This is a genomic window from Nitratireductor sp. L15S-10 (assembly GCF_045011005.1).
In the GTDB taxonomy this organism is placed as follows: Bacteria; Pseudomonadota; Alphaproteobacteria; order Rhizobiales; family Rhizobiaceae; genus Nitratireductor.
On record NZ_CP120674.1, the window covers coordinates 3027096 to 3049156 of the forward strand.

Consider the following 22061-nt stretch of genomic DNA (forward strand, 5'->3'; position numbering starts at 1 on the left):
CGCCTCAATTGAAGACAAAACCATTGTTGACCGGCAGGACCTGCCCGGTGAGCGCGAGCGCGCCCTCGCTGAGCAGAAAGGCAATGGTTTCCGTGATCTCGCCCGGGGCCTGTGCTCCGGGCACCGCCCTGCCCTCGGCATAAAGCCGGTGGCGGGCTTCCGGCACGTAGTCCGTGGATTCCGTCGTCAGGATGCCCGGGGCAACCGCCGTCACGCCGATACGGTCGGAACCGAGTTCGCGCGCCAGCGACCGCGTCATTGACATCATGGCTCCCTTGCTGGCGACATAGGACATCAGGCGCGGCGCGCCCCAGAGCGCCGTGTCAGACGCGACATTCACGATCCGGCCTGAGCCCGCAGCCTTCAAAAGCGGCGCGACCGCACGTGTCATCAGCCAAGTGCCGCGCACATTGACCTGCATCACCCGGTCCCAGCTTTCGATGTCGATTTCATCGAAGGGGATGCCGCCAATGCCCGTCGCGATGGCGCCGTTGTTGACGAGCCCGTGCAGGGTGCCGCCATTCGCCTCGCCCAACGCCTTTGCCGCCGCCTCGATCGATGCCGGCTCGCCAAGATCGAGCGGGATAAAGCGCGCGCTCGTCTCTTTCGCGACCGCGCGGCCCTCCTCCTCGGCGATGTCGGCAAGCACGAGATCCGCACCGTGTTTCGCCAGGCATCTGGCAATCTCGGCGCCAAGCCCGCGTGCGGCTCCCGTCACCAGTATGGTGCGTCCCCCAAGCATCATTCGGCCGCCATCTCGGCTTCGATTTGGCTCTTGGCCGCGCGGGTCAGGATCTGCCTGACGCGGGAGACGCCGAGATCGTGCTGATAGAGCATTTCCCGCTTGCGTGCGTCGTCGGGCATGCCCTCCAGCATCACCCGGTCCTGCTCGAGCACGTCCCAGTGGGTCTTTTCCAGGCGTGCCCGATAAAGGAAGCGCCAGCTTTCGCGGGCAAGCCCCGAGACCTTGCGCATGCGCCAGAAGAAGACCTTGCAGGTGGTGGCATCGACGGGCGTGACAAAGCCGATGATGCGGAACACGCCGCCCGGACCGGCTGCCGGCGGATAGGGGATTTCAAGGAAACAGAACATCGAGCCGGGATGAACCTCGAACTCTGTCCAGTCGAAATTCTCGCCGACCTGGCCGACGCGGCTGACCCGGAAGCCCGTGTCGGTCTTGTCGAGCTTCATCAGGTCCTGCTTGGAGCCGAAGGCAAGCGTGAAGCTTTCCGCATGCAGGTAGCAGCCATGCATCGGGTCTGCGAGATTGTCGAGCGCGTAGCGGTAGTTGGTCTTCCACTCGCCGGTGCACAGAAAGCCCGTCCAGGCCTCATCGGTCAGCTCTTTCGGCAGCGCCAGCGGCGGCGCTTCGGGCTGTTCTGCGGAGGGTATGTAGACGAATACGGCATCGCCAGCTTCCGCGACCTCGAAGGATTTAAGCGCCTTGCGCCCTTCCAGCGCGCATTCGGGCATGGCGGGAACGCGCACCACCACACCCTCGCCATTCACGACAACACCATGATACCGGCAGCCGATATTGCCCTCGTGAATTTCGCCGTAGGAGAGCGGCGCGCCGCGATGTGGGCAGAAATCCTCCACGCAGCGCAGCCGGTTCTCCGCATCGCGCCACAGGACAATCCTGTTGCCGAGCACGCGTGTTCCATAGGGTCTGCTCGCCTTGACCTCCACCGATTTGGCCACCGGGTACCACTGGCCATGCAGACCGGTGTTCACCCGCTCCTCGATCAGCGATTTCTTGTCGATGCCTGTCATGTCCGTCTCCGTACTGGATCCCGGAAGCCTCCCGCCTCCGGTGGTCTTGTTTGTTCAAAGCCAGCTTCGGGCCACTGTCTTGCGCCGGTCTAATGCTGGGCTTTCGGCAGATAGTGCAGCACCCGTTCCTCGATCCGCACGAGCACCGTGTAGAGCAGGAAGCCGATCACGGTCAGAAGCACGATGGCGTTGAAGACCATCGCCGCATTCGCCTGTCCGCCGCCGTAGGAAATCAGGAAGCCGAGCCCGGTGTTTCCGCCCACCAGTTCGCCAACCGTCACACCGATCACCGCAAGCGTGGATGCGATCCGGAGCCCGGCCATCAGATTGGGCAGGGTCGATGGCATCTCGACCTTCATGAAAATGCCCCAGCGGGAAAGGTTGTAGGCACGTGCCAGATTGACCAGATCACGGTCGACCGTGCGCATGGCCTGCAGCACATTGACCAGAACGGGAAAGAACACGATCAACACGGTCACCAGAAGCTTCGGCATGGCGTTGTAGCCGAACCACATGATGAACAGCGGCGCGAAGGCAACCTTCGGGGCGATCTGAAGCGCCAGGATGTAGGGCGAAAGCACCTTCTCCCAGAACTCCGACATGCCGAGCAGATAGCCGATCACCGCACCAAGCAGGCTTCCGATGGCAAAGCCGAGAACCGTATAGAGCGCCGTCGAGAGCGTGTGGCCCACCAACCCTTCCTGAAGCAGCATGCGCTTCATCTCGATGAGGCAGTCCGTCACCGTCGGGATGATGAATTTCGGCACCCCGAGCGCCGGTGGCAGGAACTGCCAGGCGAGCAAAACGAGCACCAGAAGCGCCAGACTGGCCAGATATGTCTTACTCTGCGAACTCATAACGGGTTTTGCCACCTCGGCCGGGGCTTTCGCCCCGGTCTCCATCGAACCGACCTGTGTCATTGGACGAATTCGTTCGTATAAAGATCATCGATCGGAACGGCGGTCTGGACGATGCCATTGTCGACATAGAATGCCTGCACCTTGCCGATGCGTGTCGGATCGAATGCCCCGAGCGGCTGGTTCTCGCCTTCGGGATAAACCAGCGTGGCATAGGAGCGCAGAATGCCCTCGATCTCGGCTTCCTTGCCCGCATGCTGCGGAACGGCGGCGACATAGTCCTTTGCCGCCTGTGCCGGATCGGCAGAAATATCGGCAACCGCCTTCAGAACGGCACCGACGAAGCCGCGCACCACCTCGGGACGTTCCTTGATGGTCTTGTCGGAGGCAATGATGGCCTGCGCCATGGCCGGGAAGACCTCGTCGACCGGCATTTGCTCCATCTCGACGCCTGCTGCCTCGATGGCGGCAATCCATTCCGGCACACCGGACATGGCGTGCAGCTTTCCGGCAATGGTCAACTGAATGATGCCGCCCGGGCCGACCGCCTGGATATCAGCATCCGCCTTGCTCAACTCGACCGAAGCCAGCACGCCAAGCAGGTTGTAATAAGTGGTGTCCTGGAAGGCGAGAACGCCGATCGACTTGCCCTTAAGATCTGCAGGACCGGTGATGCCGCTGTCCTTGCGCCAGGCGAGCTGCGTCAGGCCGCGCCCGCCGAGCAGGGCAACGCCACGAATGTCGAGCCCGTTGGCGCGCACGATGATCGGCGTGTCGCCAATGCCTCCGCCAAGATCTGCATTGCCGACCGCGACCTGGGTGGCCACATCGGCGCCGCCCTTGCCCACCTGAAAAGTCACATCAAGGCCAGCATCGCCGAAATAGCCTTTGCTCTTGGCGAGCTGGAACGGTGCAAAAGCCGGCAGGAAGTCAGGTGCCGGGAAGAGATAAGTCACTTTTTCGGCAGCGATCGCACTCACGGCCGAGGCCGTCAGAATGGCAGCGGCAAGCGCCGATTTGAGCATGCGTTTCATCGGAATTCCCCTTTGTTTGTGGCCAATCAGATGGCTTTTTCTTCCAGCTTCAGATGCTTGAATATCTGCGCCGCGTAGTCGCTGACTTCGGGCATGACGCGGCGCTGCAGCGGCTCGTCGCGATGCGGCAGATCGACCTTGATCTCCGCCACGACCGTGCCGGGGCGTTCGGACAGGACGAGAATACGGTCAGACATCAAAACCGCCTCGGCCAGATCGTGGGTGATCAGAAGCGTCGTCTTGCCGGTCTCGGAGATCGTTCGGGCAAAGCTGTTTTGCAGCAGGAGCTTGGTCTGCGCGTCGAGCGCGGAAAAGGGCTCATCGAGCAGGACGATTTCCGGCTTGATCGCCAGCGTCCGTGCCAGCGCCGCACGCTGACGCATGCCGCCGGAGAGCTGGTATGGAAAATGGTTCTCGAAGCCCGCCAGATGACAGCGCTTCAGCTCCGCCATGGCCCGGTCGCGACGCTCCGACCGCGCGACACCCCGTGCCTCCAGACCGAACTCGACATTCGAGACAATGTCCCGCCAGGGCAGAAGCAGATCTTTCTGCAACATGAAGCCCACATGCGCATTGGGGCCGCTGACAGGTTCGTCACTGACCAGAACCTCACCGCGCGTCGGCTGGTAGAGGCCGGCGGTCATGCTCAGGATCGTGCTCTTGCCGCAACCGGAGGGGCCTACCACGGAAACGAATTCGCCCTCGTTCACCCGGAAACCGATATCGTTAACGGCAACAAGGTTCTGCCCCGCTCCGGTGGTGAACTCCTTGGTGACAGAGCGAAACTCAAGCGCCATAGCCGTGAGCCTCGTATGCCGCGTCCAGTTCCCTGTTCGTCGCCACGAGCTCTTCGTTAAGCAGCTCTTTCGTCCAGTCTGTTCTTCCGGAGCGTGGCGCAACCACGCCCTTTTCGGCCAGTTGCTGTGCCACGGCGGAAAAGTCGTGCTCGCCGGTCGCGTAAATCGCCATCAGGGCGTCGGCGAGCGCGTTCTCGCGTTCATCCAGCTCACGCCCCCGGCATTGATGCTCCAGCCCGGGACGCCCCGTGTCGAAGGCACGCTGTGACAGGCGATCTTTAAAGGCGTCCATCTCATTCTCCCGCATCATGTTCAAATAAGAACACATTGTTCAAAATTAGAATGACGAATCCCGCAGCCCTTGTCAACTGCCCCTTCATGAGCGGCACTGGCCGCTGGAAAGCGTTTCATCTTCGGTTCTCCTTCCCACTGATCGACCGGCAAGGACCGCGTGGCAGGGCTCTGCGCAAGGCTTTGTGCTGCGCCAGGGGAGAGCTCCGCGTTGACACCGCACACCACAGGGAATACCGTTATTTATTGAACTATAAGTTCTTATTTGAACATATCGGGAGTGAGCTGGATGAAGATCGGCATAGCCGGTGGCGGCGTCGGTGGAATGGCAACGGCAATCGCGCTGCAAAAACAGGGGCACGACGTCACGATTTTCGAGCGCGCCCGCGCCTTCGGACGCATCGGCGCCGACGTCAACCTTACGCCTAACGCGGTGCATGCGCTCGACGGGCTTGGGATTGGCGACGTCTTGCGCAAGACGGCAGCGCGCCCTGAATACCGCATCAGCCGCATCTGGGATAGCGGCGAGGAGACCTCTCGCCTTCCCATGAGCACGGCAGCCGAAGAACGCTATGGCGCGCCGCAATTGACCATTCACCGCGCGGACCTTCTTGCCGCACTCGAAGGCGCACTTGCTCCAGACACGATCCGTTTTGCCGCGCAGGTCGCCGGAGCCGAAGAGACCAACAATGGAGCCGTGGCAATCCTGACGGACGGAACGCGGTTCGAGGCCGACCTCCTGATCGGCGCGGATGGCATCCATTCGGCCGTCCGTCTCGCGCTCTTCGGCGAGGATCATCCACGCTTCACCGGTCTGGTGTCCTACCGGGCCGTGTTCCCGCGCGAGCGCGGTGAAGGCATTCCCAATCTCGATTCCTTCACCAAATGGTGGGGCCCGACACCAGATCGCCAGATCGTCACCTTTCCGCTCAATCTGGGGACTGAGATCTTCGTCTTTGCCACCACACCGCAGGATGACTGGACTGAGGAAGGCTGGACCCTGCCCGGAGCCATTCAGGAGCTGCGCGACGCTTATGCGGATTTTCATCCCGAGGCGCGTGCCCTGCTCGACGCTTGCGAAACCGTGACCCGTTCAGCGCTGCATGTGCGCGACCCCATGGAGCGCTGGTCCCGAGACACGATCACACTTCTGGGCGATGCCGCTCACCCAATGGTGCCCTTCATGGCGCAGGGTGCCTGCATGGCAATCGAGGACGCGGTCGTTCTGGCCCGGGCGCTCGAAGGCGCCACCCCGGCCTCCATACCTGAAGCCCTGCGGCGCTACGAAACCGCCCGCATACCACGCACATCCGAGGTCCAGCGCGGATCGCTCGCCAATGACTGGTTGAAACAGGGCACGAATGCCGACTGGGTCTATGGTTACAATGCGTGGGCGGTCGAGATTGTCGAAATGGCCTGAGTGCTGCCGACAACAATGACCGCAATATAAAATGCCCCCGGCTTGCCGAAGCCGGGGGCATTTTCATATCTCGCGACTGGTGATCCTACGCCGCTTCGTAGACAATCCCGTCGGGCTTCGACGAACCGATAACCGACCACACCGTGGCAGGCGCTGCGGCGTTGTTGCGGAACCAGTGCTTGCGACCGGCCGGCGTTTTGACCAGATCGCGCGGGCCGAGCTCCACCTCCACGGTCTCGCCATTTTCTTCCCAGCCGACAATGAGCGATCCTTCAAGAAGCAGATAGGCGTCCTCTACGTCGCGCACGATCGGCTTGATGCCAACCTTGGAGGGTATGCCAAGCATTTCCTTGCGGCATGTGTCATGCTGGATGCCGCCCTCGCCCACATAAACCTTGCGGGTAAAACCCGCCTTCTCCCAGATCGTTGGCAGTTCGCTGTGGCGCACCACATACTGCGCCATCAGCTTCTGCAGCGGGTGGCTGCCATTGCGATCGAAGGGGAGCGTCTTGCCGGGCTCGGCGCCGAAGCTGCGCGCCAGCTCCGCCGGATGCTCCTTGGGATGATAGTGATAGACCGGCGGCAGCGGCTTGCCCACATCGACCGAAATCGACATCAGCACCGGCACCACGCCGTCGTTGCGGAAGCCATGGCCGATCTCACGGGCGTTGAGGATCATGTCCCTGGCGCCAAGCTTGACCTCGACCACCTCGCCATCCTTCTCCCAGCCAACCACCAGAACACCATCAATGATGAGAAAGCTCTCTTCGATCTCATGGCTATGGCAGGCTGCATATTTGCCGGGCTCTTTGTGGATCAGGCTCAGCGTGAAATGATCCGGCTTCAGGGTCGATGTGTCGCCCACTTTCGGCGAGCCGCCGGCGCCGATATAGCGCATCTGCGCACGCGCCAGATCATCAAAACCTGCGTTCGACGGAAAGGCATTCCAGTCAAACGTCTTGTCGGTGAAACGTCCCGTATGGGCGGCAAGTTCCTGAGCAAGCGCCGAAGCAGCAGTGGTGTGTATGGTCATCGGTTTTCCTCTCCTGTGAGTTGACCGCAGGCTAGGACAAGAGTGTTTTACCTGCTAGACAGCGTTTTATGGATAAAACACCCACACCTTCCCGAGACACTGTACTCTCCGACGACAAATACATTGTCCCCGGCCTGATCCGCGGCCTTCAGGTCTTGCAGGCCTTCACCCCCAATAACCGAGAAATGACGCTTTCGGACATCGCCCGCCAGCTCGGCACCACCCGCTCGGCGGCCTTTCGGACGGTCTACACGCTGACGCACCAGGGATACCTCCTGCACAATCAGCAAACCGCACGCTACACGCTTGGGCCCGCCGTTCTCCGGCTGGGCTATGGGTATCTGGCAACGCGCGAGCTGGTGGAGGTGGCCCTGCCCGAGCTCGAAAAACTCCGCGACGCGACCGACTGGTCGGCGCATCTGGGCGTGCGCGATGGTCGCTTCGTGCTCTACATGCTGCGCGTGCCCAGCCATATGGGGCTTGCCAGCATTGTTCATGTCGGCAGTCGCCTGCCTGCCGCCGGCACCACGATGGGCCGCGTCCTGCTCGCGGATCTCAGCGAGGAAGAGCTGATCCGGCTCTTTCGCGACGAGACCTACCAGAATGCGCCAGGCCAGACGCCGCGCAGTCTGAGTGAGGTGACCGCACAGTGGAAGCGTGACCGGAATGCGCGGTCGATTGTTCAGATCGGCAATTTCGAGACCGGCATCGTTAGCATCGCCGCGCCCGTGCGCGACATTGAGGGCAATGTCGTTGCTGCCATAAACGCCACTCAGGCAGCATCGGCCGACCGGGTCGACAGCATCGATGAAACAGTCCGGCACGAGGTCGAACGCACGGCAGATGCCATAACGCGCCTTTTGGGAGGTTTGCCAAAACCTTCTTCCCCAATCACGGACACATGACCCCCAAACGCTTGTTATCCGGCTAGCCAAACCGCTCTTGCCAGAGCCGCCGATTTACGATTAGACTTAATTGAACACTGAGTTCAAATTTGAACAGAGGGGCGCATAAAATGAAACTGACAAGACGAAACCTGATGCTCGGAGCGATGGGGAGTGCAGCGATGCTCTCGTTCCCCATCAAGGGACACACCGAAGAGACCTTCAACTTTATTACACCCTTTTCGCTTTCGCTTGCGTTCGCGCCGGTCATTTATGCGGATGCTGCGGGCTACTACGCCGAAGAGGGTCTTTCCATGAACCTTCAGGCTGGCAAGGGTGCGGCACTTGCCGCGCAGATGACCATTGCCGGGCAGATGGATTCGGGCCGTACCGGTGGCACCAACTACATCGTTTCGCGCGTCAACAATGATGCACCGCTGATTTCCATCGCCACCATCGCGCAGCGCTCCCCCTTCTTTGTTCTTTCCTCCACGGACAATCCGGTGAACGAAATCAGTGATCTGGAAGGCCGGACAGTCGGCATGGCATCGCTCGGCGGTTCCATGGAAGGCACGCTCGATCTGATGATGTCCGGTGCCGGTGTCTCGCCCGACACGGTGGAGAAGGTCAAGGTCGCGGACTCGGCTGCTTCCTTTGCCCTGATCGAGGCCGGTCGCGCCGGTGCCTTCCTCGGCAACACGTCCTCGATGATCATCGCCAGTTCGGCAAGGGATGATGTGAACGTCATGCCGATCGACGATGGCATGCCCGGCCAGGTCTATGTGGCGCGTCCCGATCAGATCGCGGAAAACCCGAAGAAGTTCGTCGCCTTTCTGCGTGCGACCCATCGCGCAGCCAGCGAGATCGTCACGACCGGGGATCTGCAGCCCATTCTCAGGACCATCGGCGAAAAGCACGAGGTCACCGGCCTGAACAATCTCGAGACGGCACAGAAGGATCTGCGTACCAACGCGGAGAACTGGGCTTCCAAGGGCAATGACAATATTCTGCGCAATGTACCGGAGGTCTGGGAAAAGGCCGTCGGGCTGCTGGCCGATGCAAAGCTGATCGACAGGAAGGTCCCGGCCACGGAGCTTTATACCAACGAGCTCCTGGACCAGGCCCTCAAAGCATGACCACCGCAAATACCGCCGACATCCGCATTCTGGGTGTCGGCAAGACCTTCGGACAGGGCGAAAGCGCTGTCCGCGCCATCGGCGATGCCACGCTCGACATGCAGCGGGGGGACTTTATCTCCCTGCTCGGCCCATCGGGCTGCGGCAAGACCACGCTTCTGCGCATCATCGCCGGCCTGGAGCGGCCGAGCGAGGGCGAGATCATCGTCCGAAACCGCTCCGTCTGGGAAAATGGCAAACGCTCTGCGGAAGCCACCCGCCCGATCTCCATGATGTTTCAGGAAGCGCGGCTTTTTCCGTGGTTCACGGTCGCGGAAAATGTTGCCCTGCCGCTGCGGTTGCGCGGCGTCAGCAAGGCAGAGCGGGAAGAGCGCGCCCATGTCCTTTGCGAAACCGTTGGCCTCAAGGGCTTCGAGAAAGTTCGCCCTTCCGCGCTCTCCGGCGGCATGCGCCAGCGGGCCTCACTCGCCCGTGCCCTGATCACCGAGCCTCAGGTTCTGTTGCTTGATGAACCCTTCGGCGCGCTGGATGCCATGACGCGCGACACGCTCAACATGGAGCTGATGTCGGTCTGCGCGAAGGCAAATGTCACGACCATCCTGGTCACACACTCCATCACGGAAGCGGCCTTTCTTTCTGACCGCGTCGTGGTGCTTGCGGCCCGTCCGGCGCGGATTACCGAAGTGGTCGAGATGCCCTTCGAGCGCCCGCGCACGCTCGATCTGCAACGCAACGCCGAATTCCAGGACATGCTCCTGCGCCTTCGCGCCAGTCTGACAGGAGACCACTGATGGGCACCGACCGTTTGATCCGCGTCGCACTTCCTGTTGCGACGGTAGCACTCTTTCTGATCGCATGGACGGTTTATGTCCGCACCGCCGAGGTTTCGGCCTTCATTCTGCCGACGCCCTTTCAGATCGTCGTCGCCTTTATCGAGCTCGTGAGCGATGCCGAGGTCTGGCGTCATGCGATGGTGACTGTCATCGAAGCGGTTTCAGGCTTTTTGATCGCCGTCTTTCTGGGCATCACGCTCGGCATGGCGATGGCGCGTGTGCAGATGCTCGAATGGGCCTTCAAACCCTTCATCGTGTGCCTCCAGCTCATTCCAAAGATCGCGCTCGCTCCACTTTTCATCCTGTGGTTCGGCTTCGGGCTGGAATCGAAAATCGTCATCGCCGCGGCACTTTCCTTTTTCCCGGTCTTCTCCAACGCGCTTGTCGCCTTCCGCTCCGTTGAACCGGGTGACCGCGACGTGTTCGTCATGCTGCAGGCAAATCCGATCCAGCGCTTCACCATGCTCGACCTTCCCACTGCCCTGCCCGTGGTTCTGGCCGGCATGGAAGTGGCGGTGGTGATGTCCATGATCGGCGCCATTGTCGGCGAATTCATCGGTGGCAATGAGGGCCTCGGTTATCTCGCTGTCGCCATGCTCCAGGAGCTTCAGGTCCCCGGCCTCTTCGCCGTCATCGTGCTCCTGACGCTGATCGGGCTAACGCTCTACACGCTGATCGCCCAGTTGCGTGGCTGGCTGACCCCTTGGCATGCTTCCGTGGCAGGCAAAACCCGGGACGCCTAGCCGCAACGGTTTCGCACAGGCTCGCATTCGTGAAAGTCCGACCCTTTCACGCCTGCGGGTGCCCTCCACCGTGGTCCGGTGGCCAGCCGTTCCTCACCAAGACCTCCGGCAGCGGACTTTTCCTATGCCCATAACGGCTTTGTGAAATTCCCCTTGCAGCGCTATACCGCTTCCCATGCGTTCGCCGCTGCCCGACCTTCTTGCCGATCTTGTTGACCTGCTTCCCCGGGACGAGCGGGCGCTTCTGCTTCGTCTGCATAGCAGCAGTGAAGGCTCTGAACTGTGCACTCTTTTGGTCGGGAGCCATGAGCGTGGCGCGGCCCGCAGACTGGCCGGACGGCTTCCCCGCACAATCCACTACCACCAGGAAGAAAACACACTTGTGGCAAGGCGAAGCGCGGTTGACCACTTGTCGAGCGCCCTGGCGCAGGAGGAATGCGGGACATCGTCCATGGACGATCCCGTAACGCAGATTGTCGCCGCTCAGGAGATTGGGGACCACCAGCGTGCGCTGACACTGTTTGAGGAAAATGGTGGCATCTACTTCATCCACTTCCATGGAAACGACGCCTGTCTCGACGTCCTGAACCGATTTCCCAGGGCCATGGTGGACACCGAAGAAACATTGACCATGGCGCTTGCCATGCACGCGCTCAAGGCTGGCAACGTCACCCATGCACGCTATCTCATGGCCCAGCATTTCGGCAACGAAATGCACAGTCTCGAAGCTGTCATCTCCGCGCGGGGGCGCTACCCGCTGGCAGTACGGCAGTTCCGGTTCCTGATGGCGATCTATGAAGATCAACCCATCTCCAATCAGCTCCGCGAAAAGCTGTTCGACATGCTCGCCGAACTGCCGATTGACGATCATCTGCATCGCGGCAGTTTCTACAACGCAATGCTCGCGGTCTGCCTGCAGCGGCGGGAACTGAACGAGGCCGAGGAGATCGCCAAGCGCGCGCTTTATCACTATCAGCAGGCACAGGCCCATCTGCTCGTCTTCTACATCGAACTGCATTGTGTCGTCTTTTCGCTGCAACGCGGCATGCTCTCAGAGGCGGAACTGCGCGTGCAGGCAGCGCGGAAGGCCCTTGAGCGCGTGCCCTTCGACGTCCCTGCCGATCGTCGGCTTATGTCCTTGCTGGAAGGCGTTCTGGCCTACGAGAAGGGCGACGCCGAATATCTGGTCCGCTTCGTGGCCGAAGAGTTTGACAAGTTTGCCTATGGAGAAATCTGGCCCGCGGTGGTCGAGCTTGCGCTTGTCTATTGCTCGCAGGTGGTCAGCCGCCAGGTGGGGCTTGGCGCGGCGATCAGTTTTCTCGACAAATGGCGCGTACAGGAATGGCGTTCCCGCCGCTTCAACACGGCGATCACCATGCGCGAGGTCGAGCTTCTGCAGAACGCCAATCGCTGGCAAGCCGCCGCCGACCGGCTCATGGCCGTGCAGTCGCGCATCAACCTGACTTGGGTGGAAACGGCAGAAGAAGCACTCTCGCGCCTGGTCGACCCCATCGAAATCGAACTAGCCATGGCATGGTTGCGCCATCTCATTCAACACCTTCCCCGAAGGCCTCTGCTGCGTGCCCAGATCGAAGCGCTGCTGCGCAATGAACATATTGGCGAGAGAGACAGGGGCCGGTTGCGGCTTTGGGCCGCCTACCTGGCACGGGTTCACCGCGACATGACCCGGGCCCGTCACCTGTTTGCAGAGCTTCTGGACGAACTGGCCCGCATCGGTGTCATCACCCACCTGCTCGGCGACATAAGCCTGGTGGACGCACTCGTCGATGACAAGCGGGTGGGGTCACAAGTGGTATCGACCGCCGAACGACGCGCGACACTACGAAAACTCCACGGGTTTTCTCCTGGGCGTGAAGCCAAATCCACGGTGCTCACCGCGCAGGAACTACGCGTTTTGCGACTTGTGGCCGAAGGCGGCACCAACAAATTCGTCGCGCGGCAACTGCGGCTTTCAGAGGTGACCGTCAAGTTTCACCTCACCAATACCTACCGAAAGATGGGCTGTCGGCGGCGTTCTGAAGCGGTCGCAGCAGCGCGATCACTTGGCTGGCTCTGAGGCAAAAACCTATACCATATTAATCAAAACCTAGACTCTTGAGGCGTTGCGACGGGACGCCTCACAGCCGCAGGATAACCAGAACAAAGATCGCACCGATACAGGTGCGGCGGTTCGGGGATCGAGGCTGCATGCAGGAGAACTATCTCTACACCTTCGCCAAGCGCATTGCCGGTTTCGTCGGCGTGCTGTTTGTTCTGTCGCTGATGATTTTCGTTCTCGCCCGCGTAGTGCCGGGCGACCCCGCCCGCATCGCACTCGGACCGAGCGCCTCGCAAGAGCAGGTCGACGCGATGCGTATCGAAATGGGGCTCGATCGTCCTCTGCTCGAACAATACGTAACTTACGCCACCAACGCGCTGCAGGGCGACCTCGGCCGCTCGCTTATCTCTGGCCGGGCTGTCAGCACCGAAATCGCGAGCCTGCTTCCGGCGACCCTGGAGCTTGTCCTTGTCACCGTCATCCTGATGGCGTTGCTGGCCATTCCGCTTGGCGTCATCACCGCGCGCTATCGCAACACCTGGATCGACAATACGGGGCGGCTGTTTTCGATCGTCGGCGTCACCATGCCGAGTTTCCTCTTCGCGATTCTTCTGCAGCTTTTCGCAGCATACTTCCTCACGGACTGGCCGATCATCGGCCGGATCGACCATTCGCTGGCCGCACCCACGGGGCCCACAGGGCTGCTCTTGGTGGATTCCCTTGTTCACGGACGCTTCGATGTGTTCCTGGACGCGCTTCAGCGCATTCTGTTTCCCGCGCTTGCGCTCGCCATGTCGGGTATCGGCCAGATCACGCGCATAACGCGGTCCGCAATGATCGAGAACCAGCGACGCGATCATGTGCTGACACTGCAGTCCTTCGGCGTGCCCGATCGCGTCATTGTCTTCCGCTATCTCCTCAAACTGTCTTCCATCGCACCGCTGACGATTATGGGACTGGAGTTCGCCTCGCTGATCGGCAACGCTTTCGTGGTCGAACTCGTCTTCTCATGGGGTGGCTTTGCTTCCTATGGTCTCAACGCCATTCTCCAGAAGGACCTCAATGCGGTGATGGGCGTTGTCCTCTTGTCAGGCCTTTTCTTCATCGTCGCCAATATCGCTATCGACATTATCCTGCTCATGCTTGACCCGCGTCTCCGTCTGAAGGAGGCGCGCTGATGCCCTCCAGCAGGCCTCTTGAACTCGAAGCTCTAACACCGCGCTACATGGCGTGGTACCGCTTCACGCGCAATCCCACCGCCATCATCGGCGCAGCCATGGTGCTATCGGTCATTCTGCTGGCGATCCTCGCACCATTGATTGTGCCCTATCCCGAACATGTGGGAGCGGCCGTCAATTTCCGGGCGCGACACGCCGCACCAGACCTTACCTACTGGCTTGGCACCGACAAGGTCGGACGTGACATTCTCACCCGGGTCATTTTCGGGTTCAGGGTTTCCCTTCTTCTGGTTGTGGGTGTTCTTGCCGTGGCGGTTCCGCTTGGAGCAGCACTGGGGCTGGCGGCCGGCTACTTCGGCGGCTGGACAGAGCGCCTCATCACCGGGCTCACCAATGTCATGCTGGCCATCCCGCCGCTGGTCATGGCGCTTGCGGTCGGCAATGTGCTTGAACCCAATCTCGTCAACGCGATGATCGCCATCACCCTTCTGTGGTGGACCTGGCATGCGCGTCTTGTCTATCGCGTTTCCAAGTCGATCGCGGCTGAAGATTTTGTCGAGGCGGCGCGGCTTGCCGGCGCAAGCCACTGGCATATTCTGACCCGCGAGATCCTGCCGAACTGCATCTCCGTCATCTCTGTCAAGACGACCCTGGATGCCGCCTTCGTCATCCTGTTCGGTGCGACGCTCTCCTTCCTGGGCCTCGGGGTCAAGCCACCGACGCCAGACCTTGGATCCATGGTGGCAGACGGTCGGCAGTTCCTGCCGGAGATGTGGTGGGGCGTTCTGGCACCCGGCTTTGCCATCTTCTACGCCACCCTGGGTTTCAACCTGCTGGGCGACGGGCTCCGCGACATGTTCGACGTGGAGGTTTGACGATGACCGCACTTCTCGACGTCTCAGGCCTCAACGTCGCCTTCCAGACCTATGGACGCCGGCACCATGTGTTGCGGGATGTTGCTCTGACAATCCCGCAAGGTGGTCGTGTCGCCCTGATCGGGGAAACGGGGTCCGGAAAATCGGTCACCAGCAAGGCCATTCTGGGAACGCTGCCGCGCAACGCACGGGTGGAAAGCGGATCGATTAAGTATCGCGATGAGGATGTTCTGAGCATGCCGACAGCCCGGCGCGATGCGCTCAAGGGCACCGCCTTTTCCGTGATCATGCAGGACCCGCTTTCCTCGTTCAACCCGGTGTTCAAGATCGGCAGGCATCTCGATGACGTCCTGTATCATGCCGACCGGCGTCTCGGACGCAGAACGGGCGCGGCGGAGCGGCAGAAACGGATTTTCGAAGTCCTGCGCCGCGTTCAACTGAATGATCCGGAGCGGATTGTCTCCGCCTATCCTTCCCAGCTTTCCGGAGGCATGCGTCAGCGCGTTCTGATCGCGCTTTCCCTTCTGCACCAGCCGGATCTCCTGATCGCCGATGAACCGGGGACCGCGCTCGACGTGACGACGCAGGATGAGATCATGAAACTCATCAACCGTCTCGTCGATGAAAACGGCCTCTCCCTGCTGATGATTACTCACAATCTCGGTGTCGTGCGGCAGATGGCGGACGATGTCTATGTGATGCGTTATGGCGAGATCGTTGAGCACGGACGTCTCGGCGAGATCTTCTCCACACCGCGCCAGGACTATACCCGTGAACTGATCGATGCGATCCCGCCCCTTTATGGGAAGAAGGTGGAAGACCAGAAGCCCGCGACAGCTGCGCCCATCGTGGAGATGCAGAACGTTACAAAGGTTTTTGAGCAGAAACCCCTGATCGGCCGGCGAACCAGACATGTGGCCGTTTCGGACGTGTCGCTATCGGTGCGGCGCGGAGAAGTCTTCGGCCTTGCCGGTGAATCGGGTTCGGGAAAAACCACCGTTGCGCGCATGGTCATGGGGCTGATCGATGCATCCCGCGGTACGGTGACTGTCGATGGAAAATCGGTCGCAAGCGAACGCGGCAGCGATGCCTTCCGGCGAAAGATCCAGATCGTTTATCAAAACCCCGGCACCTCTCTCAATCCGAAGCGCACCGTAGGTCAGACGCTTGCGGTCCCGCTCACATTTGCCGGCATGCGCGGCAAGGCGCGAGACACGCGGATCATTGACCTTCTCGCGCAGGTCGACCTGCCGGCCAGCTATGTCGGAAAATACCCGCATGAGCTATCCGGCGGCCAGAAGCAGCGCGTCGCCATTGCCCGCGCCCTCGCCGCCGATCCGGAAATCATTGTACTGGATGAACCGACATCCGCGCTCGACGTCTCCGTGCAGAAGAATGTCATAGCGCTTTTGACGCGGCTGCGCGAAGAGCTCGGCCTGACTTATCTCTTCATCTCTCACGACCTGTCACTGATGCGCAATTTCTGCAGCCAGATCGCGATCATGCTGCGCGGAGAGATAGTCGAGGCCGGCGAACCGCGCACGCTGTTCCAGGCGCCACAGCACCCATACACCCGCGCGCTCATCGCCGCCGTTCCGGTGATCAGCGACGAGGAAGAAGCCCACAAACCCCGCGTGAGCGATGAGGAGCGGCGACGCTACCTCGTCGACACGGCGGCCTGAGAACCCTTCAGAAAGGCAGGACCAGAAAAATGTATCGTCTAGGGATCGATGTTGGCGGCACGAACACCGATGCGGTGATCATGCAGGGCCGCAATGTGCTTTCCGGCGTCAAGGCCTCGACAACCGAGGACGTCACCTCCGGCGTGCGCGAAGCGATGGAAGCGGCAATTTCCAAGGCCGATATCGACCGTTCGAAAATCACGACCGTCATGATCGGCACGACACACTTCACCAACGCGGTGATCGAGCGCCGTCATGTGAATCCGGTTGCTGCGATCCGTCTTGGCCTGCCGGCAACCGCCTGTCTGCCACCGATGGTCGACTGGCCGGACGACCTGCGCGAGGCAGTCGGGGGCCATGGCTATCTCGTGCGCGGCGGCTACGAATTCGATGGCCGCGAGCTTGCCGCACTCGACCTTGAGGAGATCGACCGAATTGCCGACGACATCAACGCCAAGCGCATCGGAGCCGTCGCGATCACATCCGTATTCGGTCCCATCAATGCGCAGATGGAAGAGGAAGCCCGTAAGCGTCTCCTGACAAAGTGCCCTGACATCCCGGTGGTCCTCTCCAGCGAGATCGGTCGTATCGGACTCCTGGAGCGCGAAAGCGCTGCCGTCATGAATGCAAGCCTGCTTCAGCTCAGTGCGCGTACGGTTGAAGCTTTCGCAGAGGCCCTGAAATCGGCCGGCCTTCACTGCCCGTTCTTCATCACCCAGAACGATGGCACTCTCATGGGCGCGGAGACGGTAAAGCGCTTCCCGGTGCTGACCTTCGCGTCAGGCCCGACCAATTCCATGCGCGGGGCCGCCTTCCTCACGGGAGTGCGCGACGGCATCGTTGTGGATATTGGCGGCACCACCACAGATATCGGTTCGCTCCAGCACGGCTTTCCGCGCCAGGCGGCCACTGTGGTCGACATCGGCGGCGTGCGTACCAACTTCCGCATGCCCGACGTGTTCTCCATCGGTCTGGGCGGCGGCTCGCTTGTGCGCCAATCGGGCGACCGGGTCACCGTTGGCCCGCAATCCGTGGGCTACCGCATCACGCGGGAAGCACGTGTCTTTGGCGGTGACACGCTCACCACGACCGATATCGCCGTAGCCCGGGGTGAAGCGGAGGTGGGTGACCGCGCCCGTGTCGCCGATCTCGATCCGGCCCTTCTGGAAGCAGCCCGCACCGAGATGACCAGCATGCTGGAGCGCGCCATCGAGCGCACGCGCCTTTCTCCTGACCCCGTCCCTGTCATTGCAGTCGGTGGCGGCTCGATTTTGATGCCGGAGCAGATCGGCGACCTGAAAGTCATGCGGCCGGAAAATTTCGCCGTGGCCAATGCTGTTGGCGCTGCAATCGCGCAGATCAGCGGGGAGGTCGACCGCATCTTCTCGCTGGAGAAAGGACTGACGCGCGAAATCTGCCTCAAACAGGCCGAGGACGAGGCGCGCGAAAAGGCCATCCGCTCCGGTGCCGTGGCCGAAACGATCGAGACCATCGAGCGCGAAGATGTGCCGCTGGCCTATCTGCCGGGAAATGCGACCCGCATTCACGTCAAGGTCGTGGGCGAGATGGGAGGTCATGATGCTTGATCGCCTGGACGGCCGCTGGCGCCTCGATGAGGCAATGGTCGACGCGCTGGAAATCGGCTCGGGCATTCTCGGCACGGGCGGCGGCGGTAATCCCTATATCGGCAAACTGCGGGTGCGCCAGGCTTTGCGTGATGGCCATGTCATGGAGATCATCCCTCTGGAAAGCGTTCCTGACGAGGCACGCATCGTGGCGATGGGCGGCATTGGCGCGCCTCTCGTTTCGCATGAACGCATCAAGGAGGGACGCGAAGGGCTGCGCTGTGTCAGGGCGCTGGAAGAGCGCCTGGGCATTAAGGTGGACGCGATTGCCTGTGAGGAGATCGGCGGCCAGAATTCCATGGAACCCCTCATCGCCGCCGCCATGGCAGGTCTGCCTGTCGTCGACTGCGACGGCATGGGCCGCGCGTTTCCTGAAATGCAGATGACCACCTATGCCATTTACGGGCATCGCTCGACGCCAAGTGTCATGTGCGATCCGCACGGCAATGTGGTGATCTTCGACCATGCGATTTCAGAACTCTGGCACGAGCGGATGGCAAGAGCCTGCGTCGTCTCCCAGGGCGGCGCCTCGACGCTGGCAAGCGCTCCCATGTCGGGAGAATTCATCAAGCGCTACGCCATTCCGCACTCCTACAGCAAAGCCATTTCGCTCGGGAACGCCGTACTCGATGCCCGACGCGAGCACCGCGATCCCGTCGAAGCGATCTGTGAGAGCGAAAACGGCGAAGTGGTGTTTCGGGGCAAGATCGTCGATCTCAAACGACACCTGGCCGGTGGCTTCGTCCGCGGCGAAGCAATCATCCAGGGTTTTGACATCCATGAAGGCGATCAGGCCTCCATTCACATTCAGAACGAGTTCCTGATCTTCTCGCGCAACGGCGAGATCGAGGTCATCGTGCCTGATCTGATCGTCGTTCTGGACGCCGACAGCGGCGAGGCGATCTCCACCGAGATGCTGCGATACGGCCAGCGCGTGGCCGTGCTCGCCCTTCCCTGCCATCCGCTCCTGCGCAGCCCCGAAGCGCTCGATGTGGTGGGCCCGAAAGGGTTCGGCTTCGGAGACATCGCCTTCAAGCCGATGGACATGAACGACAAGGGAGGCGCGGCATGACATCCTTCTCCGTGAACGCGGATGACATGGACGCCATTGCGTTGGGTGGCGCATTTCTGGGTACCGGCGGCGGTGGCGATCCGTATATCGGAAAGCTGATGGCAAAGCAGGTCATAGCCTCGCACGGTCCTGTCACCGTTATTTCCGCCGACGAACTTCCCGACGACGCCTTGTGCATCCCCGTCTGCATGATGGGAGCTCCGACCGTGATGGTCGAGAAACTGCCCAATGGCGAGGAAGCGCGCGAGGCGCTCAGCCAGCTCGAGACCTTTCTGGGTCGCAAGGCCGATGCCCTCATCTGCATTGAGGCCGGTGGCCTGAATTCCACCATCCCCTATGCCGTTGCAGCCGCCACCGGGCTGCCGTTGGTCGATGGCGACGGGATGGGCCGGGCATTTCCGGAATTGCAGATGGTGACGCTGACGATCCATGGCATTTCGGCAACACCGATGGTGCTGGCCGATGACAAGGGCAACAGCTCGGTGATCAATGCGATCTCCAACCGCTGGACCGAAAGACTGGCGCGCTGCCAGACGGTGGAAATGGGCGGCGCGGCACTTGTCGCACTCTACCCCATGAGTGGAGCAGAGGTGAAACGTGGCATTCTTCACGGCACCATGTCGCTGATCAAGGAGATCGGCGAGACGATGGCGGCGGAGCGCAAGGCAAGCCGCAATCCTGCGGCCGCCCTTCTGAAACGCCTGGACGGCAAGCGCCTGTTTACAGGCCGCGTCGTCGACATCGACCGGCGAACCGTCGGGGGCTTTGCCCGCGGCAAGGCTCTTTTCAAGGGGATCGACGAAGACGAGGGACGCAGCTTCACCGTCGAGTTCCAGAACGAGTTCCTGGTCTGCCGCGACGATGATGGCCTGCTGGCCGTCACACCCGATCTGATCTGCGCGCTCGATGCCGATGGCGGCCTTCCCGTCACAACAGAGCAGCTTCGCTACGGGCTGGCGGTCAATATGATCGGGCTTGCCTGCGATCCGCAATGGTCGACCCCCGAGGGGCTTGAGCTCGTTGGGCCCCGATACTTCGGCTACGAGCATGACTACGTGCCGCTGAACCAGATGTCCCGGTGAGAAGGACGCAACATTGATGGAACCAGAGAAGAGGAACAGGACAATGAGACTTTTGAAACATGCGCTGGCCGGTGCGGTTCTCGCTGCCACCACAGCGTTGACTGCGCCGGCAATGGCTCAGGACAAGCTTTCGCTTGTCGTCAACGTGGTGCAGATCTTCGGTACGGTCGACCCGGCCAAGATCACCGACTACACCGAATATATGGCTGCCGTGAATCTCTATGACGGTCTCACCACCGTCAGCAGTGGCGGTGAGGTGGTGCCCCAGCTCGCGGAAAGCTGGGAGGTCTCCGACGACAACCAGACGTACACGTTCAAGCTGAAGCAGGATGCGACTTTTCAGGATGGCAGCCCGGTGGAAGCCAAGGACGTTGTCTATACCCTGCAGCGCCTTCTTTCGCTGAACGAGGGTCCGGCCTACCTCTTCTCCGATCTCGTCGATCCGGAGAACGTCAAGGCGCTCGATGACCATACGGTTGAAATCCGGATCAACCGCGTCTACGCGCCGTTCATTTCCATCACGCCGCTGGTTCTCGTGGTCAATTCTGATGTGGCCAAAGAACAGGACGGCGAGTGGGGCGAGGATTACCTGGCCGAAAACAGCCTGGGCGCCGGCCCCTACAATCTCAGCGGCTGGACCCGCGGCGCCGAGATGATCATGCAGCGCTACGAGGGCTACCACGCCGGCTGGGCCAAGGATCGTCCGATCGACGAACTGCGTTTCGTCGTTACGCGCGACGAAGCCACGGTGCGCGCGCTCGCCCAGCGTGGCGAGCTGGGTCTCTCCTCCCAGTATCAGAGCAGCGAGACCTACAAGGCCATCGAGGCGCTCGACACCTACAAGCTCATCGAGGCAAGCACTGCGACGGGCTTCTACCTCAAGGTCAACAACCAGCTCGCACCCACCGATGACGTGCACATCCGCCGCGCCATCGCCTATGCGCTGGATTATGCGACCATCCGTGAGGTCATCTATCCCGGCGGCGAGATGAAGAGCGTTCTTTCCTCGCTGTTCTCCGAGGCGCATCTGGACGAGCTCCCCTCCCCCGAATACAGCCTTGAGAAGGCCGCCGAGGAAGTCGCCAAATCAAAATATGCCGGCGACAAGCCGATCAAGCTCGGCCATGCCTATGTCGCCAACACGGCGTTCGAGGAGGAAATCGGTCTGCTTTTCAAATCGACGCTGGAGACCATCGGTTTCGAGGTCGATCTGCAGCCGGAGCCGTGGAACCGCATCACCGAGCTCGCCACCAAGGTGGAGACGACGCCCAACACGGCACAGGTGTTTTACGGTCCGACCTATCCTTCGCCCGATTCCGTGTTCTTCGTGCAATACCATTCGCGCGCTGCGGGCACCTGGTCCTCGATGTCGTGGGTGAACGACCCCGAGGTCGACGCTATGATCGACAAGTCCCGTGCAACGGTGGATGAGGCGGCGCGCAACGCCATCTACAAGGACATCCAGGCGCGCCTCCACGAAAACATGGCCGAGATCCCGCTTCTCACCCAGTTGAAGCGCATGGCCGCTCACTCCTGCCTCCAGGGCTATGCGGAAGTGCCCATGCAGAGCTGGGACTATGACTTCTCGCGCATGTGGTGGTCCTGCGAGGGCTGAGCCTTAAGCGGCTCATCCCACCGCAACCGAAGCCAGCAGGCCCCGAAACCGCTCGGGGCCTGTTTTTGTTTG

At 61.2% G+C, this 22061-nt stretch carries 20 protein-coding genes; 13 read left to right on the plus strand and 7 right to left on the minus strand.

What is annotated here, in order from left to right; all coding sequences use genetic code 11:
* Nucleotides 1-4: 4 nt before the first annotated feature.
* The 6 genes from P2W41_RS14460 to P2W41_RS14485 all read right to left on the minus strand — a co-directional run bounded on the left by P2W41_RS14460 (nt 5) and on the right by P2W41_RS14485 (nt 4753).
* Nucleotides 5-745, minus strand: a complete 741-nt coding sequence (locus P2W41_RS14460; protein WP_404933529.1) for an SDR family oxidoreductase — start codon at nt 743-745, stop codon at nt 5-7.
* Nucleotides 742-1773 (minus strand): Rieske 2Fe-2S domain-containing protein, encoded by a 1032-nt coding sequence (locus P2W41_RS14465; RefSeq protein WP_404933530.1) that lies wholly within the window; start codon nt 1771-1773, stop codon nt 742-744. Before P2W41_RS14465 ends, P2W41_RS14460 begins: the two co-directional genes overlap by 4 nt.
* A gap of 89 nt (nt 1774-1862) precedes the next feature.
* Nucleotides 1863-2693: an ABC transporter permease gene (locus P2W41_RS14470; protein WP_292899515.1), complete on the minus strand. Its 831-nt coding sequence runs from the start codon at nt 2691-2693 to the stop codon at nt 1863-1865.
* Nucleotides 2690-3664, minus strand: a complete 975-nt coding sequence (locus P2W41_RS14475) for an ABC transporter substrate-binding protein (protein WP_404933531.1) — start codon at nt 3662-3664, stop codon at nt 2690-2692. The genes P2W41_RS14470 and P2W41_RS14475 overlap by 4 nt, the downstream gene beginning before the upstream one ends.
* A 26-nt stretch (nt 3665-3690) precedes the next feature.
* Nucleotides 3691-4461, minus strand: a complete 771-nt coding sequence (locus tag P2W41_RS14480) for an ABC transporter ATP-binding protein (RefSeq protein ID WP_292899511.1) — start codon at nt 4459-4461, stop codon at nt 3691-3693.
* Nucleotides 4451-4753: a recombinase-like helix-turn-helix domain-containing protein gene (locus tag P2W41_RS14485; RefSeq protein ID WP_404933532.1), complete on the minus strand. Its 303-nt coding sequence runs from the start codon at nt 4751-4753 to the stop codon at nt 4451-4453. Before P2W41_RS14485 ends, P2W41_RS14480 begins: the two co-directional genes overlap by 11 nt.
* Nucleotides 4754-5041: 288 nt before the next feature.
* Here P2W41_RS14485 and P2W41_RS14490 point away from each other — a divergent pair, with 288 nt between their 5' ends.
* Nucleotides 5042-6172 (plus strand): FAD-dependent monooxygenase, encoded by a 1131-nt coding sequence (locus tag P2W41_RS14490; RefSeq protein ID WP_292899508.1) that lies wholly within the window; start codon nt 5042-5044, stop codon nt 6170-6172.
* Nucleotides 6173-6257: 85 nt separating this feature from the next.
* On the opposite strand, the gene P2W41_RS14495 is transcribed toward P2W41_RS14490, so the two are convergent.
* Nucleotides 6258-7205, minus strand: coding sequence for a cupin (locus P2W41_RS14495; protein ID WP_404933533.1), 948 nt, complete (start codon nt 7203-7205; stop codon nt 6258-6260).
* Between the two features lie 68 nt (nt 7206-7273).
* On the opposite strand from P2W41_RS14495, the gene P2W41_RS14500 reads away from it, so the two are divergent.
* The 12 genes from P2W41_RS14500 (at nt 7274) to P2W41_RS14555 (ending at nt 21989) form a co-directional block, all read left to right on the plus strand.
* A complete protein-coding gene (locus P2W41_RS14500) occupies nt 7274-8110 on the plus strand; it encodes an IclR family transcriptional regulator (protein WP_292899504.1) in 837 nt (278 codons plus the stop codon).
* 110 nt (nt 8111-8220) lie between these two features.
* Nucleotides 8221-9225 carry an ABC transporter substrate-binding protein gene (locus tag P2W41_RS14505; RefSeq protein WP_404933534.1) on the plus strand — a complete coding sequence of 335 codons (1005 nt, stop codon included), beginning with the start codon at nt 8221-8223 and terminating at the stop codon, nt 9223-9225.
* A complete protein-coding gene (locus P2W41_RS14510; protein WP_292899501.1) occupies nt 9222-10016 on the plus strand; it encodes an ABC transporter ATP-binding protein in 795 nt (264 codons plus the stop codon). The genes P2W41_RS14505 and P2W41_RS14510 overlap by 4 nt, the downstream gene beginning before the upstream one ends.
* The gene (locus tag P2W41_RS14515) at nt 10016-10801 is read left to right on the plus strand and encodes an ABC transporter permease (RefSeq protein ID WP_292899500.1); all 786 of its coding nucleotides are present in this window, start codon (nt 10016-10018) and stop codon (nt 10799-10801) included. Before P2W41_RS14510 ends, P2W41_RS14515 begins: the two co-directional genes overlap by 1 nt.
* A gap of 175 nt (nt 10802-10976) precedes the next feature.
* Nucleotides 10977-12878, plus strand: a complete 1902-nt coding sequence (locus P2W41_RS14520; RefSeq protein WP_404933535.1) for a response regulator transcription factor — start codon at nt 10977-10979, stop codon at nt 12876-12878.
* Between the two features lie 131 nt (nt 12879-13009).
* On the plus strand, nt 13010-14038 hold the full coding sequence (locus P2W41_RS14525) for an ABC transporter permease (RefSeq protein WP_404933536.1): 1029 nt from the start codon (nt 13010-13012) through the stop codon (nt 14036-14038).
* Nucleotides 14038-14913, plus strand: a complete 876-nt coding sequence (locus P2W41_RS14530) for an ABC transporter permease (protein ID WP_292899494.1) — start codon at nt 14038-14040, stop codon at nt 14911-14913. The genes P2W41_RS14525 and P2W41_RS14530 overlap by 1 nt, the downstream gene beginning before the upstream one ends.
* Before the next feature lie 2 nt (nt 14914-14915).
* Nucleotides 14916-16595 (plus strand): dipeptide ABC transporter ATP-binding protein, encoded by a 1680-nt coding sequence (locus tag P2W41_RS14535; RefSeq protein ID WP_404933537.1) that lies wholly within the window; start codon nt 14916-14918, stop codon nt 16593-16595.
* A 29-nt stretch (nt 16596-16624) separates the two neighbouring features.
* A complete protein-coding gene (locus P2W41_RS14540; protein ID WP_292899490.1) occupies nt 16625-18181 on the plus strand; it encodes a hydantoinase/oxoprolinase family protein in 1557 nt (518 codons plus the stop codon).
* Complete coding sequence (locus P2W41_RS14545; RefSeq protein WP_404933538.1) at nt 18174-19292, plus strand: DUF917 domain-containing protein; 1119 nt, start codon at nt 18174-18176, stop codon at nt 19290-19292. Before P2W41_RS14540 ends, P2W41_RS14545 begins: the two co-directional genes overlap by 8 nt.
* A complete protein-coding gene (locus P2W41_RS14550; RefSeq protein ID WP_292899488.1) occupies nt 19289-20374 on the plus strand; it encodes a DUF917 domain-containing protein in 1086 nt (361 codons plus the stop codon). The genes P2W41_RS14545 and P2W41_RS14550 overlap by 4 nt, the downstream gene beginning before the upstream one ends.
* A 43-nt stretch (nt 20375-20417) precedes the next feature.
* Entirely contained in the window at nt 20418-21989 is a 1572-nt protein-coding gene (locus P2W41_RS14555) for an ABC transporter substrate-binding protein (protein ID WP_292899486.1), read from the plus strand.
* The last annotated feature ends 72 nt before the right edge of the window (nt 21990-22061 follow it).